Here is a 16,707-nt window from a genome sequence, read left to right on the forward strand (position 1 = left end):
TTGTGTTGTAATTAAGTATGCTCCTTCTACAGAAGGAAAATTATTGCATATCGTCAGCGGTAAATCATAGATACGGTAATCATGAACCAGCTACAGAGAAAAATAGGTTATTTTTTTAAAAAAATAGAATTACTACAACAGGCATTAACACATCGTAGTTCTAGTCGTCAAAATAATGAGAGATTTGAGTTTCTTGGAGATTCCATCTTAAATTGTGTAATTTCTTATGCAATTTATCGGAGTTTTCCTTGTATTGATGAAGGCGATTTGAGTCGTATGCGTTCTACATTAGTACGTGGCTATACCTTGGCAGAAATAGCACGAGAATTTAATTTAGGTTCGCACTTAACTCTTAGCCGGGGAGAATGGAAAAGTGGTGGCTACAAGCGTCAATCTATTTTATCCAATGCTATGGAGGCTTTAATTGGTGGTATATTCTTAGATAGTAATATGCAGACAATAGAAAGGTTGATTCTTAACTGGTACGATTCTCGTTTGCATACTATTGAACCAGGAGATGAACAAAAAGATCCAAAAACACGTCTGCAAGAATTTCTACAAGGAAATCATCTTCCGTTGCCATCTTATTTTGTATTACAGGTGCAAGGTTCAGAGCATCATCAATTATTTACAATTCAATGCATAGTCACTGGAATAGAAGAACCAGTGGTGGCAACTGGTTTGAGTCGTCGCCAGGCTGAGCAAAAAACTGCTCAAAAAGCCCTAATGACACTAGGCATTGAATGAGAGAGCATATCACCTATTGCGGGTTCATTGCTATCGTCGGGCGTCCGAATGTAGGGAAATCAACTGTATTAAATCAATTAATAGAACAGAAGATTTCTATTACTTCACGTAAGCCGCACACCACTCGTCATGAGATTATAGGAGTTCAGAGCGAAGGTATATATCAATCTATCTATATTGATACACCTGGTCTATGTATAGAAGAAAAAAATACTATTCATCGTTTTATGAATCGTGCAATAAAAAACTCGATTACTAAAGCTAGGTTGGTTATTTTTATAATAGAGGGTATAAATTGGACTGTTGCTGACAAAATGATTATGCATTATCTAAAAGAAAAATCATTAGTTCTTTTAGTGCTTAATAAGATTGACATTATTTCTAATAAAAGTCTTTTGTTGCCGCATCTTCAGCGATTAAGTCAAAAGAGGCGCTTTGTGGATATAGTACCTATTTCTGCTAAGTTAGGAACGAATATTAATGTTATTAGTAATATTGTCCATAAATATCTTCTAAAGTCAGAGCACTATTTCCCAGAGACATGTATTACAAATCGTTCTCAAAAATTTATGGCATCAGAAATAATTCGTGAAAAAATTATACGATATCTTGGAGGTGAGCTTCCATATTCAGTGATGGTGGAGATAGAGCAATTTTTTATTAATAAGAATGGTATGTTAATTATTTATGGGATAATTTTAGTACATAGTGCGAGTCATAAAAAAATAGTAATTGGCCATAATGGAGCTAAGATTAAAAGCATTGGTATTGCAGCGCGTCACAATATGGAGACAATTTTTGGACATAAAGTCCATCTTGAGTTATGGGTAAAAATGACATCTGGTGAAAGAGATTATCAGGATACAGTATCAGATATAGAATATAAAAATATTATACCATTAAAGAAAAATTTAGATTAGTGTCTAATGGCACAATAGAATATTTTAGTATTTATTAATTTTAGAGATAGTGTTTGCTTATAGGATACACTATTATTGTTAATAAGATTAACATTAGTATGATATTAATCATGTATGATTGGAAGAAATACTGAATTTCAGTGGAGATCATATATAATTTAATCTTGATGAGTTCTATATATAATATATATGTTTTTGGTTTTTTTTCTTAAAATAATATTCATTTTTGGATAATGTATCTGATGTTAAAATTTGGTGTGTACAGTTTTTTTACTATGCATTTTTATGTTACTTAAGTACTATACAAGATAATTTCCATTATTCTATAATTACCACACTAAAAGGGAAAAGTAATATACTTATCCATGATTTTTTGTTAACCAATCTGCTAATTGATAATATTGCAATACACTGATATTTTCTGCACGTAAGTCTGGAGAAATATTCATTTTCATTAATCCTTCAATAGAGACTAAATATTGAAGACTATTTTGTATTTTTTTACGACGTTGATTAAAGGCTGCTTTGGTTATTCGATGTAATGCGTGGATATGGATGGGTGATTGTACTGTAGTTTTTATGGGAATAAAGCGTACTACCGTAGAATTAACCTTTGGGATTGGAGTAAGGGCGCTTGCTGGAACTGAAATAACTGGAAACATCTGGCAATAATATTGGGACATAACTGATAAGCGACTGTAATTTTTATTTCCTGGCTCCGCTAATAGACGATCGGCCACCTCTTGTTGCAGCATAAAATGCATATCATGAATAGCGTTAATATGATTAAAAAGATGAAATATTAACGGTGTGGAAATATTATAAGGTAAGTTACCAAAGATGCGTAATAATTGGTTTTTTTTGTTTGAAAAATCTGAAAAATTAAATATTAAAGCATCTTGTTGAAAGATATTAATCTTGTGTTTTAACCGTGAATGATTTTTCAGGCGTAATGTTAAATCTCGATCAATTTCAATTACTGTGAGCTTGTTGATCAGTGGTTCTATTTTGTGTGTTAATGCACCAAGTCCCGGCCCAATCTCAAGCATTGCTTGCCCATACTGGGGATAAATAGCATTAATAATAGCATCAATAATGTATTGGTCATGTAAAAAATGTTGTCCAAAACGTTTTTTTGCATGATATCTATGGTATGGTTGGTTGATCATTAGTTTTTTAATTTAAGTATATCAAGGAATATATTTATTGTGATATTTGAGCAATGATATGTATAAAACATAATATTTAGAGTATATGTAATGAAGTTATAAATTAATCTATTAGTTGTAGACGTTTCTTAAATTGGGTTGGTAGTTTTACAAAATTAGTTTTTGTATTTTTTTCAGATATTTAAATTTTTTTATAAAAATATAATAAGCGCAAGATTTTAAAAGTCTATATAATTTAATTTTTAAGTATTTTTGTGAATGGTTTGTCATTTTCAAAGCATCATGTAGTGTATTCTACACAATATGATTATTTGTTTGAATTTTTTATTTTCTCTTAAAAAGCGTATTATAAAAAATTATTACAGTAATTAAGGTTCATGTAAACTTTTATAAAATAATCACGCTCAAGTATAAATTAATATTTTTATATTAAGTTTTTTATCTATAATAAATTTATTATTTCTCACAAGATTTACTAGCAAATTTTTGATTGCATGCTCATCAAATAAGTTATAAAAATTTTTTATATTCTGTATTAATGTCATCAAGCTTAATGCTTAATATGAAATTATTAGTTTTTAAAATTTTTGTAAGAATTGAAATTCTTGCTGTATTACAAAAAGCCTGTACTATGGATATAAGTATAAAAATTATAATAATTAAAATTACCTAATTTAAAGATTACGATAGTAATCATGCTATAATAATACAAAATATAGTTAAATGTTAAATGTATTGATTAAAGTGTCCTTATGAATTGCATCTATATTGGAGTTATGTGGTGCGCCCTACAGGATTCGAACCTGTGACCTACGGCTTAGAAGGCCGGTGCTCTATCCAGCTAAGCTAAGGGCGCATTATAATCTATTATATATTATGTATGCGGTGAGTCAACTATTTTACTTTTATTAGATCTATTATACTTCTTCGTATCAAGAGTTTTTTATTGAATCAAGTTGTATTATAAATAGTGCTTTGACTAAACAGCGTGTTGATTGTATTATTTTTAATATGAATTTAGATTTAATTATCAGTCATGAGATACTTGGAGTATCACTAAAAAATTTTATAGATTTCCTCTTACCTTTAGAGTTTTAGAAACTTTTATATATTAAATGTTGCTATGATATGTCATACAATAATAAAATTTCATGTGCTTTTGTGTCTATAATAAAACTTCAAAAAATAAGATATTAGCTTGTTATTAACTCTAAAAATTTTACATAATTATTAATTATCATCAGGTTTTTAAATTACATACTTTTGGTTATTTACCGATATAATACCTATTCATTTTTTGATATTGTTAGTGTGCATCTCTTAAATCGATTTCATCTAAAAAATTACTGTTGTGTTTTATTCTAAAATATTAAAATGATTCTATTTTTAAAATATTACAATGTGTTGTGTTTGTCTTATAAAAGACAAGGTAAATAAATTTATTATAGAGATGTAGTACATTAGGATATATGTCCTATAATTAAGTATAGATATTACATAATATTATTAGTATAGAGTGATATAATTTGTTATGGCATTAGTTCTGGATGCGTTGATGTAGATTGCATGTAAGAATGGCTCTCATGAAGATGTAATGTTTATCTATTGATAGATGATGGACCTTTAATTGCTACGTCAATACTGATCAGTTATTTTATATTTTTATTAATCTCTCAGGTTTATAAAAATGTAATAATTGATATATATCTTCCGAAGTTTAATATCTGCAAGTTATTTTGTAGAGTGTGTAAAATTTACAGAGTTTTTGTATTGAAAAGAAGAATTTTTTATTTTTAGGTTAAGTTATATAGGTGTTTATTTTTATAAGTATTAGTAACAATTTTTACCGAGGTGATGCTTATATATGCTGAAAAAACCAAAATAAATGAGAAACTTTTTTAATGTATATTGATGATAATTGATTTGTAAAATAATTGATTTTTTTCTGTATTTGTTTACGATAACTGACATATATAATGAGATTTTTTTAAAAATAACATCATGATGTGCTATAGATATAGTTGTGCAATCATATAGGTAAGTCATTAAGTTAGTTTTTAATTAATTAAAAATATTAACAATTTAAAAGAAGTACAATAAAGAACTTTAAAATGGTTAGATATGTAGCTTTTAATCTTAAGCTGATAACTAGATAGAAGCGTATAATTTCTTTTAAAAAATTTTAATAAAGATCCACTATACTGGTATAGTTTTAAGATTATTTATTTTTTACTATGTTTAAAGCAGTATTGCACATGCTATATAGATCTTGTTTATGATGTTGGATATTATATATGATATAATAAATGATAGAAGTTTTAGAAAAATTTACAATAATTATTATTTATCATATAATATATAATATATTGATTATATTTTGAGTTTAATTTATTAAAAAGTTATAGATTATATAAAATATAAATAATTTTGATAGTCATTGTAAATAACTTGCATGCAATTAATGATAAAGATATAAAAGCAATAAAAAATACAATATAATTTTTAGTGTGATAATCATCAGAATGACAAAATAATAATCATGTTATAAAATAAAGTATTATTATATTGAATTTTTTTAAGTATCTTAACTGAATATTTTATATATATGTTTTTGATTTATTTAGTTTATATATAAAAATATTTTAGAAAAATATGATCAGCGCCATCAAAGTAACATATATAAAAATATATAGGTAAATTCTTTTAATGGGATGCGACTATCAACTTTTGTATAATTAAACACTGGTGCGCTTTACAATTATCAAACATAATTCAGAAGGACGCATCATTTAATGCCTGCAAAAATTATTAATGGTGAGATAATTGCGCGCCAGATACGTAAAGATATTGCTAGGAGCATACAAATACGTTTATCTGAAGGTAAGCGCATCCCAGGTCTAGCAGTAGTATTAGTAGGTTCAGACCCGGCCTCGCGGATTTATGTAACTCGAAAGCGTTCCGTTTGTGAAGAAGTTGGATTTTTTTCATATTTATATGATTTATCAATTAATACTACTCAAGTTCAGCTTCTGGACCTAATTCAGAAACTTAATCAGGATGCGACTATTGATGGAATTTTAGTACAGTTACCTCTTCCATCAGACATAGATCCAATGTTAATAACAGAAAGTATATCTCCTATTAAGGACGTAGATGGTTTTAATTCTTATAATATTGGTCGTTTGTGTAAGCGTTCACCCAGTGTTTTACGACCGTGTACGTCTCGTGGTATAATAACTTTATTAGAACGTTATCATATTAATATTTGTAGCCTTCATGCAGTAATTGTTGGGGCCTCTAATATTGTTGGAAGACCGATGAGTATGGAGTTACTTCTTTCTGGTTGTACTACAACTATTACACATCGTTTTACAAAAAATCTAGAGTGTTTTGTATCACAAGCTGATCTTCTTATTGTGGCGGTTGGAAAACCTAGATTTATTCCAGGTTATTGGATTAAATACGGCGCTATAGTGGTTGATGTTGGTATTAATCGTTTAACAAATGGTAAGATAGTTGGTGATGTTGATTTTGATCAAGCTTTTTATCGGGCATCCTGGATTACGCCAGTTCCAGGAGGAGTGGGGCCAATGACTATTGCTACACTTATGCAAAATACATTATATGCGTGTGAAATAAACGAAAAGATTACTTTGTAGCATGGTGTATTTTTTTGATAAAGAATACTTTATCAAAAGTTGTAGTTTATACAAATATTTTAAAATTCTCAGAAGTGTGAATGTTTAGATTAAAAATCTTCAATAGTATTTTATTTGTTATTGATTTTTGTATAAAGGAACACGCTTTATGATAAGTTTTGTTTTTATAAAAAAATAAAATAATTCTGTCGTTATGTCTAGAAAACTATATTTTATATTTAATTAAGCAGTATTTTATATTTTTTATTGTATGAATCAGATTCACTTACTAGTATATGCTAAAAACCACTTTTAATGTTATGTGATAAACTATAGAATATTATATAATAAATATATATTGTATAGTTAAGAGGTAATCTTCTTTAAGTTGATATTAATTAGCAGAAAATTATTTTATTTTAATAGTCTTTTTTTATATTAATATTCAATATTAATACTGACATTATTTTAATGTAATTATTATTAGGTAATTAATGTTTTGGAATTAACAATTTATTGTTTTTTTGTGCATCAGATGTATAAAAGTACAGTTTTGGAAATTTTTTATAATTTAGAACATTATGATATTAGGAGTAAAATTTTTCTACGTTTTTACAAAAATAAGAGATATAATCTATTAATCAGCTTAGATTTTTCATAATGGTATATATATAATATATAGTCATTTGTTAATGTTAAAAATAATATGCTTTTAAAAAATGACCATATGTTAGTTATTTGTTATTTTACTCAAATTCATATTAATTTACACTAGGACTGGTTATTTATAGATAAACATATGTTAGCTTCATGACGGGTAGTGGTTTGATATAAAAATTCCATTATTTTTTTAGTAATAAAAATGATGATGTATGTTATTAATTTTTTTAGAATGATAAAAAAATTTACATATAAAATTAATGATATTCTTAGTATTTTTTGGTATTTTAAGTATAAATTACAATTTATAGAGTGTGTTTTGTTATATATATTGATATATACTTCATAAAAGATATTATATTAGTCAAACCTTTACAGCTCCTATCTTTATTAAAATTTTTATATATAGATTATTTTTTACTTATTTTTATATTACTTAAGTTGCACTGGAACTCGTGGAGATAGCGCACACATAAGTTCATATCCAACGGTCTGAGATGCTGAGGCAACATCATCAATTTTAACATTTTTTCCCCATAACTCTACCTTACTGCCAATGTAAGCTTGTGGACACATTGTTAAATCTATTGCCATCATATCCATGGAGACAGTTCCAATAGTTTTTGTTATATGCTCTAATATTTTTACTGGCGTTCCAGAAGGAGCATGGCGTGGGTAACCATCAGCATAACCACAGGCAACTATTCCAATACGTTGCTTACAGTTAGCACGATAGCTATTATTATATCCAACTGTTGATCCAAAAGCAATTTCTTGAATAGCAATAATTTCACTATTGAGTGTCATGACAGGTTCAAAGCCATTATTTGACATGATACTTTGATTCCCATCTCTCTTTGGACAAGAGCCGTATAATATAATCCCAGGACGAACCCAATTACAATGAGTTTGGGGGTGCCAAAGGATAGCAGCAGAATTAGCTAGTGACATTTGACAATTCAGCTTCCTTAAAACTTGATAGATTTTCTGCATTGGCTTGGTCACACCTGTTGTATACTCCGCGTTCGCAAAGTGCGCCATAAGTGTTAACGTACCTACATTTTTTATTTCCTTTAGTTGTTGCCAAACAGAATGGATATCATCTGGTTGAAAACCAAGACGATTCATACCACAATTCATTTTTAGATAAATATCCAATGGAGCTAGTAATTTAGCTTTCGCTAATGCTTGAATTTGCCATTGACTATGTACAACTGTAGTTAAATTGTACTGTGCTAGGATTGTTATATCGTTTGGATGGAAAAAACCTTCTAATAATAAAATAGGTTTTTGCCATCCGCTGTCTCGGAGCAATAAGGCCTCATGGATACTCAGTAAGGCAAAACCATCTGCTTGACATAGGCTTTTCCAAATTCTCTTAATACCATGACCATAGGCATTAGCTTTTACTACAGCCCAAATTCGTGCACTAGAAATCATCTGACGTACTATAGAGAGATTATTTTTTAATGCCTGTTGATTGATTGTTGCCACAATTGGACGAGACATAATATTTCCTTAATATCTATAGATACCATGGTCTATATCATAGAATATCAATATATTATCTAAAATGCATTTGTTAAGATTATTGAGTGCTCTGGTTTCTCTATAATAAAAACAATAGATTATCTTTAGTTTATATCAGTATACAATAGAATGAACATATTATCTTTACCTTAATAATGTCGATTGCACATTATCTGATATCGCGAGAGAGCAAGATATTATAGAAAAAAATACATATAGAATTACGACGATTTCTAGACAGTCAATTTTGATAGATATGATTTAGTATGCATTGGTTACTATACCCTTCATGTTTTCCGTATAATTATATATGTTTTTATGTTTAAAAGTAATGGAAAAATGCTATTTATTAAGAGCAAATATCTTTTCTAAATTTTACATTATATTCATCTATTATAAAAAATTATAAACAATAGTTAATAATTACAAAAATTATTATTCATACATGAATTTTGTAAAAATATAATCATTAGGAGAAGGTTATTCTTTTTGTAAAATTTTGTCATATTTTACAAAAAATCATATAATTTATTATTTTATTTTTGGTGTTTTTTTTGATTTTTTAAGTGGGGCCCGCCGTGTCACTTACACTTTGGCAACAGTGTCTTGCCTGTTTAAAGGATGAATTACCTAAGACCGAGTTCAGAATCTGGATACGACCCTTACAAGCTGAAATAAATAATAATACGTTAGCTTTATACGCACCCAATCGTTTTGTGCTAGACTGGGTGAGGGTTAAATATATTCATCATATTAACACTCTCTTGAAAAATTTTGGTGGTGTTAACGTTCCTTTGCTTCTTTTCAAGGTAGGTAAAAAGTCTAGCTATCATGTAGTCAATGAACCTGATATAACTAGTATCCATACAATCACAAGTCAGATTCGTAGCTCATCATTCATGGATTCGAGGCGATGGCGTCATGTGACGACGTTTTCAGATGCTGTTTATCAATCTAATGTAAATGCTAGATATAAATTTGAAAACTTTGTTGATGGTCAGTCAAATCAATTGGCACACATAGTAGCGCAGCAAGTAGCAGATCATCCTGGCGAGACGTATAATCCTCTTTTTCTTTATGGAGGGACAGGGCTAGGAAAAACACATTTATTACATGCAGTAGGGAATGGGATTTTAGCAAAAAAATCTAATGAAACTGTAGTATATATGCGCTCTGATCGTTTTGTAAAGGATATGGTTAAAGCATTACAAAGCAATGCAATTGAAAAGTTTAAATGTTATTATCGTTCAGTAAAAGCGCTACTAATTGATGATATTCAATTTTTTGCTAATAAAGAATACCCCCAAGAAGAGTTTTTTCATACTTTCAATGCGCTTCTAGAAGGCAATCAGCAGATTATTTTGACTTCTGATCGTTATCCAAGAGAAATTAATGGCGTAGAAGATAGGCTAAGATCGCGATTTGGGTGGGGATTAACAGTTGCTATTAATCCGCCAGAGCTTGAAACGCGTGTAGCTATTTTAAGAAAAAAAGCTTATGAAAATAATATTCTCTTACCGGGAGAAGTAGCATGTTTTATTGCCACAAGATTACGCTCTAATATAGGAGAATTAGAAGGCGCTCTAAATCGTATAATAGTTAATTCAAGATTTACTGGTCGTTCAATTACAATTGATTTTGTTCGAGAAGTGCTTCGTGATTTACTAGTATTGCAGAATCAACTCATAACGATTCATTTTATTCAAAAAACAGTAGCTAAATATTATAAAATTCAAGTCGTTGATTTGTTATCAAAACGGAGATCTCGTTCAGTTACCCGTCCAAGGCAGATGGCAATGGCAATCACTAAAAAATTAACTCATCATAGTTTACCAGAAATCGGTGATGCTTTCGGAGGGCGTGATCATACTACGGTTTTGCATGCTTGCCGAAAAATTGAACAGTTGCATGAAGAGAGTGAAGATATTCAAGAAGATTTTTCTACTCTTATTAAAATTTTATCCTCTTAAGTTGATCATACGCCAGGTTTTTTTATATTATGAAATTTAGTATAGAGCGTGAACATTTGTTAAAACCATTGCAACACCTAAGTGCTACATTAAGTAGCCGTCCTATATTGCCTATTCTTTGTAATCTTTTGTTAGAGGTGAAAAATAGGGCTTTGTTTTTGATTGGTACTGATTTAGAAATGCAAATAGCAGTACGTATCTCGTTAACTAAAGAGTATCAACTAGGAATGGCTACTATTCCTGCACGTAAATTTTTTGAGATTTGTCGTGGATTATCAGCAGGTTCTGAAATTTTCGTGTCTCTTGAAGGAGATAGGGTTTTAGTGCAAGCTCATCGCAGTCGTTTTTCCCTCGTTACGTTGCCAGCTAGTGATTTTCCTAATCTAGATCACTCGACGAGTGAAGTTGCTTTTGTGGTGAACCAAAGAACTATAAAGAACCTAATTGAAGCTACACAGTTTTCTATGGCGAATCAGGATGTGCGATATTATCTAAATGGTATGTTATTTGAGACAGTGGGAACAACATTGTATACAGTTGCTACGGATGGACATCGATTATCCATAGGTTCTATGTCAGTAGACCAGTTATTGACGAGTTATTCTGTGATTGTTCCACGTAAAGGCGTAACAGAGCTTGCTCGTTTATTAGGTGATAGTGATATACCATTGGAAATAGAGCTTGGAAAAAATAATATTCGTATTTCTATTGGTGCTTGTGTTTTTACTTCGAAGTTAGTTGATGGTCGGTTTCCAGACTACCGCCGTGCTATATCGTCACCACCTATTAAAACTATAGAGGTGAACCGTGAGGCATTAAAAAAAGCTCTTATGCGGGCGTCTATTTTGTCTAATTCTAAATGTCGTAGTATTTGCCTGAATGTTAGTGAGAATCAGCTTAAAATTACAGCGCGAAATCAAGAAAAGGAAGAGGCAGAAGAAATTTTAGATGTAATTTATAGTGGCAGTCAGATAGAAATTGGTTTAAATGTTAGTTACATTTTAGATGTATTAAATACATTAAAGTGTAGCAACGTTCATATATTGTTAACTAATTCTACATCAAGTTTGCATATCAAGGATGCAATAACGCCATTTGCAAGTTATATTATCATGCCAATTCGTTTATAATACGCACATAGTAGGTTTTTTCAGGTAGTGTAGAAATAATAGTATAATAGTATTTTTATCTAAAAATTATAATTAATGAGAAAGATTGATGCCAAACATGTATGATTCCTCGAGTATTAAAGTGTTAAAAGGGCTTGATGCAGTACGAAAACGTCCTGGTATGTATATTGGTAATACAGATGACGGAACTGGTTTACATCACATGGTTTTTGAGGTAGTGGATAATGCGATTGATGAAACACTTGCGGGTTATTGTTCCCATATTAGTGTAACGATTTATCCTGATCACTCTGTGTCCATACAAGATAATGGACGTGGTATTCCTACTGGAATACATACAGAAGAGGGAGTTTCTGCTGCTGAAGTCATTATGACGATTTTACATGCTGGTGGAAAATTCGATGATAATTCATATAAAGTGTCTGGAGGTCTTCATGGCGTCGGTATATCTGTAGTAAATGCATTATCAGAAAAATTGGAGTTGACTATTTTTCGTGAAGGAAAAGAATATTCTCAAATTTATATTCATGGCGTAGCACAAGCTCCACTTAATATCATAGGTGAGACTAACTTAACAGGAACATTAATTCGTTTTTGGCCTAGTCACAATACTTTTAAAAATATTATAGATTTTGAATATTCAGTTTTAGAAAAACGTTTACGGGAGTTATCTTTTCTTAATTCTGGGGTCTCCATAGTTTTAGAAGACAAACGCCATGATAAACAAGATTATTACCATTATACAGGTGGGCTACAAGCATTCATCAAATATCTAAACAAAAATAAGACACCGATTCACCCTAATATTTTTTATTACATTACCCAGAAAGATAATATTGGTATAGAAGTTGCCTTACAGTGGAATGATGGCTTTCAGGAAACTATATATTGTTTTACTAATAATATCCCACAACGTGATGGTGGAACCCATCTTGTAGGTTTTCGATCTTCTATGACTCGTACTTTAAATACTTATATGGATAGAGAGGGGTATACCAAGAAAGCTAAGGTTTCTACTATTGGTGATGATGCGCGCGAAGGATTGATTGCTGTCATATCAATTAAATCCTCAGATCCAAAATTTTCTTCACAAACTAAAGATAAACTAGTTTCATCTGAGGTAAAAACGGTAGTTGAACAAACAATGAATGAGTTGCTTTACGCCTATCTATTAGAACACCCAGGTGATGCAAAAATAATAGTTGGAAAGATTATTGATGCAGCTCGTGCTCGGGAAGCGTCTCGGCGTGCACGAGAAATAACTCGCCGCAAGGGTGCATTAGATTTATCTAGCTTACCTGGAAAGTTAGCTGATTGCCAAGAAAAAAATCCAGCTCTCTCTGAGCTTTATTTAGTGGAGGGTGACTCAGCTGGTGGGTCTGCAAAACAGGGGCGAAATCGTAAAAATCAAGCCATTTTACCATTAAAAGGAAAAATTCTTAATGTAGAAAAAGCGCGTTTTGATAAAATGCTCGCCTCTCAGGAGGTGACAACTTTGATTACTGCTTTAGGTTGTGGTATTGGTTGTGATGAGTATAATCCAGATAAGTTACGTTACCATAACATTATTATTATGACTGATGCAGATGTTGATGGATCACATATTCGCACATTACTTTTAACGTTTTTCTATCGTCAAATGCCAGAAATTATCGAGCGAGGACATCTCTATATTGCACAACCACCACTATATAAGGTTAAGAGAGGTAAGCAGGAAAAATATATTAAAGATGATGATGCGATGGATCAATATCAAATGTCCAGTGCTCTTGATACAGCTGTGTTACATGTTGGTGATCACATGCTGGATTTAAATGGAACACAGCTTGAAAGATTAGTAAATACATTTCAATGTACACACAAAATGATTAAAAAATTAGAGCGTTGTTATCCAATAGAATTATTAAATGCGCTCATTTATCACAAAATCTTAAGTGATTTAACAATAGAGACAGTAGTAGAAGAGTGGTTACAGGGTTTATTGAATAACTTAAATGACAATAATGTAAATGGTGGGTACTATGACGGAGTTGTTCAAAAAAACTATGAATTAAACTTATTTGAGCCAATCCTGCACGGACATATATATGGCGAAAAGACAGAGTATTTATTAGGTAATGCTTTTATATGTAGTGACACGTATCAAAGAATCTCTGTATTAGGTAGAGAATTACGTGATCTCATTAAACAAGACGCGTATGTAGCGCGCGGAGATCGTCGTCAATCGGTATCCAGTTTTGAGCAGGCAGTTAATTGGTTGATTGCAGAATCACGTCGTGGTTTATCAGTGCAGAGATATAAAGGTTTAGGTGAAATGAATCCGGAGCAATTATGGGAGACTACAATGAATCCAAAGAGTCGGCGTATGTTTTTAGTAACCATTCAAGATGCTTGTAAAACTGATCAGTTGTTTAGTACCTTAATGGGGGATACAGTAGAACCTCGTCGCGCTTTTATTGAAACCAATGCTTTACGTGCTGCTCATATCGATATTTAATGTTTAGTAAAATTTTCACATAATCAAGAAATATAGTCTTACTACTATACACTTTATAGCCGTTCAGTACTATTCTACAGGTTAGGTATAGAAAAATTTTCTTCCAGACAAATTACATTATAGCAGGATAATTGTTTTTAGTTTTTTTTCACTCTATGTTATAAATTTTTTCTGTATGATGCTAGAGTAAGAAGATATAGTAATATTCTGAGGATAGTATGACGATCAAATTAATTGCAATTGATATAGATGGCACATTACTTAACCCGAGGAATGAGTTAACACCACAAGTAAAAAAAGTTATCAAGAGAGTTAACAATACGGGGGTTAAAGTTGTCCTAGCTACTGGAAGACCATTTGTTGGTGTTGAGTCTTATCTTAATGAGCTGGACTTACAGAAGGATGATGAATATTGCATTACCAATAATGGTTCATTAATTCAAAAAACAATAAGTGGAGAATGTCTTTTTGAGGTGTTACTAAGTTTTGATGATTATCTTTATTTTGAGAAATTATCACGAATATTAGGGGTTCATTTTCAGGCCTTAACTAAAACAGAAATGTTTACATCGAATAGAAATATTAGCAAATATACTGTTCATGAAGCTTGGATGACTGGAATTCCTTTACGTTATTGCTCTGTGGGTAATATGGATCGTGCTTTAACTTTCCCTAAAGTGATGATGCTAGATCCTCCAGATCGACTAGATGCTGCCATCGCTCGTATTCCAGAAAAGGTGTTTCAGAAGTATACTATTATGAAAAGTTCACCATACTATCTAGAAATTCTTGATAAACGAGCCAATAAAGGCGCAGCTGTACGATTTATAGCAGAGATTTTAGGATATTCAAGGAGTGAGATTATGGCGATTGGCGATCAAGAAAATGATTTAGCTATGTTAGAGTATGCAGGTACAAGTATAGCTATGGGTAATAGTATCTCCCGGGTAAAGTCAGTAGCAAAATTTCTCACAAAAAGTAATGAAGAAGATGGTGTAGCATTAGCAATTGAAAGCTTTACTTAAAGAAGGAAAATTTGTAAGAATTCTCATGTATCTTGCATTTTTTATATATATGTATTATGATTTAATTATTTAAAATAATTAATTAGTATGAAATACTAAATATTTTTATATTGTTTTTCTATAGATGAGTGATAATTATATATACTATAAAGATTCTATAATATTAATATGTATGTTAACTCAGGTATGTATTGAATGCTTAAATATTTTAAAAGTTTTTTTATTTATTTTTTTAGTTATTGTGATGTTCTTATTTATATAAGATTAAAATTATAGAGGATTTTATTAATATAATTATTATTTGGATTTATGAACAGCGGAACCTCATTTTAATTATTCAATAATAATGGTATTGATTCAAATTATTATAAATTTTTTATCAGGTTATCAAATTAGTTGAAATATAATAAAATAAGTTTTATCTAACTAGTAGATTATTATAGGATTTTCTAAAACTCATATGAGTATAAAAAATAAACAATTTAAATATTGTTATAGTTTGTATTATTATTTTGTATTATAATATTTTATATTTATAATTGTTTTATTATTTTACTTAAACTTTACAAGTAGTATTATGCAAAGTAAGTCCGGTATAGGTGCACACATAGTTGTATGTAATATGTTTGATGTGTGCTAGATAATACATTTTAGTTAGCATTTAGGAAAAAGGTATGAAGCGTACTTTCCAACCTTCTGTGATTAAACGTAACCGCACTCATGGTTTTCGTTCTCGCATGAAAAGCAAAAACGGTCGAAAAATTTTATCTCATAGACGAGCTAAAGGCCGAGTACGTTTAACTGTTTCAAGTAATAAGTACTAATTTTTTTGAATCATATATGATGGAATATTTATTTACAAAGAAGTTACGCTTATTAAATTCCGCGCATTTTAATTTTGTTTTCCAGAGACCGCAACGAGTTAGTATAACTTATATTACGATTCTTGGGCGTTTTAATACACTAGGGCACCCAAGGATTGGTTGTTCTCTTTCTAAAAAAAATCTTAAACATTCGCACGAACGTAATAGAGTTAAACGATTAATACGGGAAAGTTTTCGTCACAATCAACACAAACTCCCAGGGATGGATTTTGTGGTTATAGTAAGACGCGGGATTATGTCTCTTGATAATTATGCTCTTGCAATAGTATTGGAGAAATTATGGCATCGTCATTATCTCTTAGTGCGCAGATTTTAATTTTTATGGTAAGAATGTATCGATATGTTATAAGTCCATTAACAGGACCGTGTTGTCGTTTTCAGCCAACCTGCTCGCAATATAGTATTGAGGTATTGCAAAGATTTGGTGCGATTAAAGGTGGGTGGCTGTCCATAAAGCGTATATTACAATGTCATCCTTTTAGTTCTTGTAGTAAGCATCCAGTGCCGCCACGTAAATATTGATTTCAGAGAGTCTGA

12 protein-coding genes and 1 tRNA gene are annotated in these 16,707 nt (G+C 30.5%); 10 read left to right on the top strand and 3 right to left on the bottom strand.

Going from position 1 to position 16,707, the window contains the following annotated elements; all coding sequences use genetic code 11:
* The first annotated feature begins 81 nt into the window (after positions 1–81).
* Together rnc and era are read left to right on the top strand one after the other, a co-directional pair.
* Positions 82–747 carry a ribonuclease III gene (gene rnc / locus ERCIPSPA2889_RS00355; RefSeq protein WP_414973873.1) on the top strand — a complete coding sequence of 222 codons (666 nt, stop codon included), beginning with the start codon at positions 82–84 and terminating at the stop codon, positions 745–747.
* The gene (era, locus tag ERCIPSPA2889_RS00360) at positions 744–1,667 is read left to right on the top strand and encodes a GTPase Era (RefSeq protein WP_157988909.1); all 924 of its coding nucleotides are present in this window, start codon (positions 744–746) and stop codon (positions 1,665–1,667) included. The genes rnc and era overlap by 4 nt, the downstream gene beginning before the upstream one ends.
* Positions 1,668–2,026: 359 nt before the next feature.
* On the opposite strand, the gene rsmA is transcribed toward era, so the two are convergent.
* Positions 2,027–2,833 carry a 16S rRNA (adenine(1518)-N(6)/adenine(1519)-N(6))-dimethyltransferase RsmA gene (rsmA, locus tag ERCIPSPA2889_RS00365; RefSeq protein ID WP_174232570.1) on the bottom strand — a complete coding sequence of 269 codons (807 nt, stop codon included), beginning with the start codon at positions 2,831–2,833 and terminating at the stop codon, positions 2,027–2,029.
* A gap of 782 nt (positions 2,834–3,615) precedes the next feature.
* Positions 3,616–3,692, bottom strand: a tRNA-Arg gene (locus tag ERCIPSPA2889_RS00370).
* Positions 3,693–5,628: 1,936 nt separating this feature from the next.
* On the opposite strand from ERCIPSPA2889_RS00370, the gene folD reads away from it, so the two are divergent.
* Positions 5,629–6,495, top strand: a complete 867-nt coding sequence (folD, locus tag ERCIPSPA2889_RS00375) for a bifunctional methylenetetrahydrofolate dehydrogenase/methenyltetrahydrofolate cyclohydrolase FolD (RefSeq protein ID WP_157988911.1) — start codon at positions 5,629–5,631, stop codon at positions 6,493–6,495.
* Positions 6,496–7,566: 1,071 nt separating this feature from the next.
* On the opposite strand, the gene alr is transcribed toward folD, so the two are convergent.
* On the bottom strand, positions 7,567–8,643 hold the full coding sequence (alr, locus tag ERCIPSPA2889_RS00380; RefSeq protein ID WP_157988912.1) for an alanine racemase: 1,077 nt from the start codon (positions 8,641–8,643) through the stop codon (positions 7,567–7,569).
* A gap of 599 nt (positions 8,644–9,242) precedes the next feature.
* Here alr and dnaA point away from each other — a divergent pair.
* The 7 genes from dnaA (at position 9,243) to yidD (ending at position 16,692) form a co-directional block, all read left to right on the top strand.
* The gene (gene dnaA, locus ERCIPSPA2889_RS00385) at positions 9,243–10,634 is read left to right on the top strand and encodes a chromosomal replication initiator protein DnaA (protein ID WP_162298018.1); all 1,392 of its coding nucleotides are present in this window, start codon (positions 9,243–9,245) and stop codon (positions 10,632–10,634) included.
* 29 nt (positions 10,635–10,663) lie between these two features.
* Positions 10,664–11,764, top strand: a complete 1,101-nt coding sequence (dnaN, locus tag ERCIPSPA2889_RS00390) for a DNA polymerase III subunit beta (RefSeq protein ID WP_157988914.1) — start codon at positions 10,664–10,666, stop codon at positions 11,762–11,764.
* A gap of 88 nt (positions 11,765–11,852) precedes the next feature.
* A complete protein-coding gene (gene gyrB / locus ERCIPSPA2889_RS00395; protein WP_157988915.1) occupies positions 11,853–14,261 on the top strand; it encodes a DNA topoisomerase (ATP-hydrolyzing) subunit B in 2,409 nt (802 codons plus the stop codon).
* Between the two features lie 218 nt (positions 14,262–14,479).
* Positions 14,480–15,286, top strand: a complete 807-nt coding sequence (gene yidA / locus ERCIPSPA2889_RS00400; protein WP_157988916.1) for a sugar-phosphatase — start codon at positions 14,480–14,482, stop codon at positions 15,284–15,286.
* 674 nt (positions 15,287–15,960) lie between these two features.
* Positions 15,961–16,110, top strand: coding sequence for a 50S ribosomal protein L34 (gene rpmH, locus ERCIPSPA2889_RS00405; RefSeq protein ID WP_157988917.1), 150 nt, complete (start codon positions 15,961–15,963; stop codon positions 16,108–16,110).
* Between the two features lie 16 nt (positions 16,111–16,126).
* On the top strand, positions 16,127–16,486 hold the full coding sequence (gene rnpA, locus ERCIPSPA2889_RS00410; protein WP_157988918.1) for a ribonuclease P protein component: 360 nt from the start codon (positions 16,127–16,129) through the stop codon (positions 16,484–16,486).
* Positions 16,450–16,692 carry a membrane protein insertion efficiency factor YidD gene (yidD, locus tag ERCIPSPA2889_RS00415; RefSeq protein ID WP_157988919.1) on the top strand — a complete coding sequence of 81 codons (243 nt, stop codon included), beginning with the start codon at positions 16,450–16,452 and terminating at the stop codon, positions 16,690–16,692. Before rnpA ends, yidD begins: the two co-directional genes overlap by 37 nt.
* The last annotated feature ends 15 nt before the right edge of the window (positions 16,693–16,707 follow it).

The organism is Candidatus Erwinia haradaeae (genome assembly GCF_900698985.1).
In the GTDB taxonomy this organism is placed as follows: Bacteria; Pseudomonadota; Gammaproteobacteria; order Enterobacterales; family Enterobacteriaceae; genus Erwinia_E; species Erwinia_E haradaeae_B.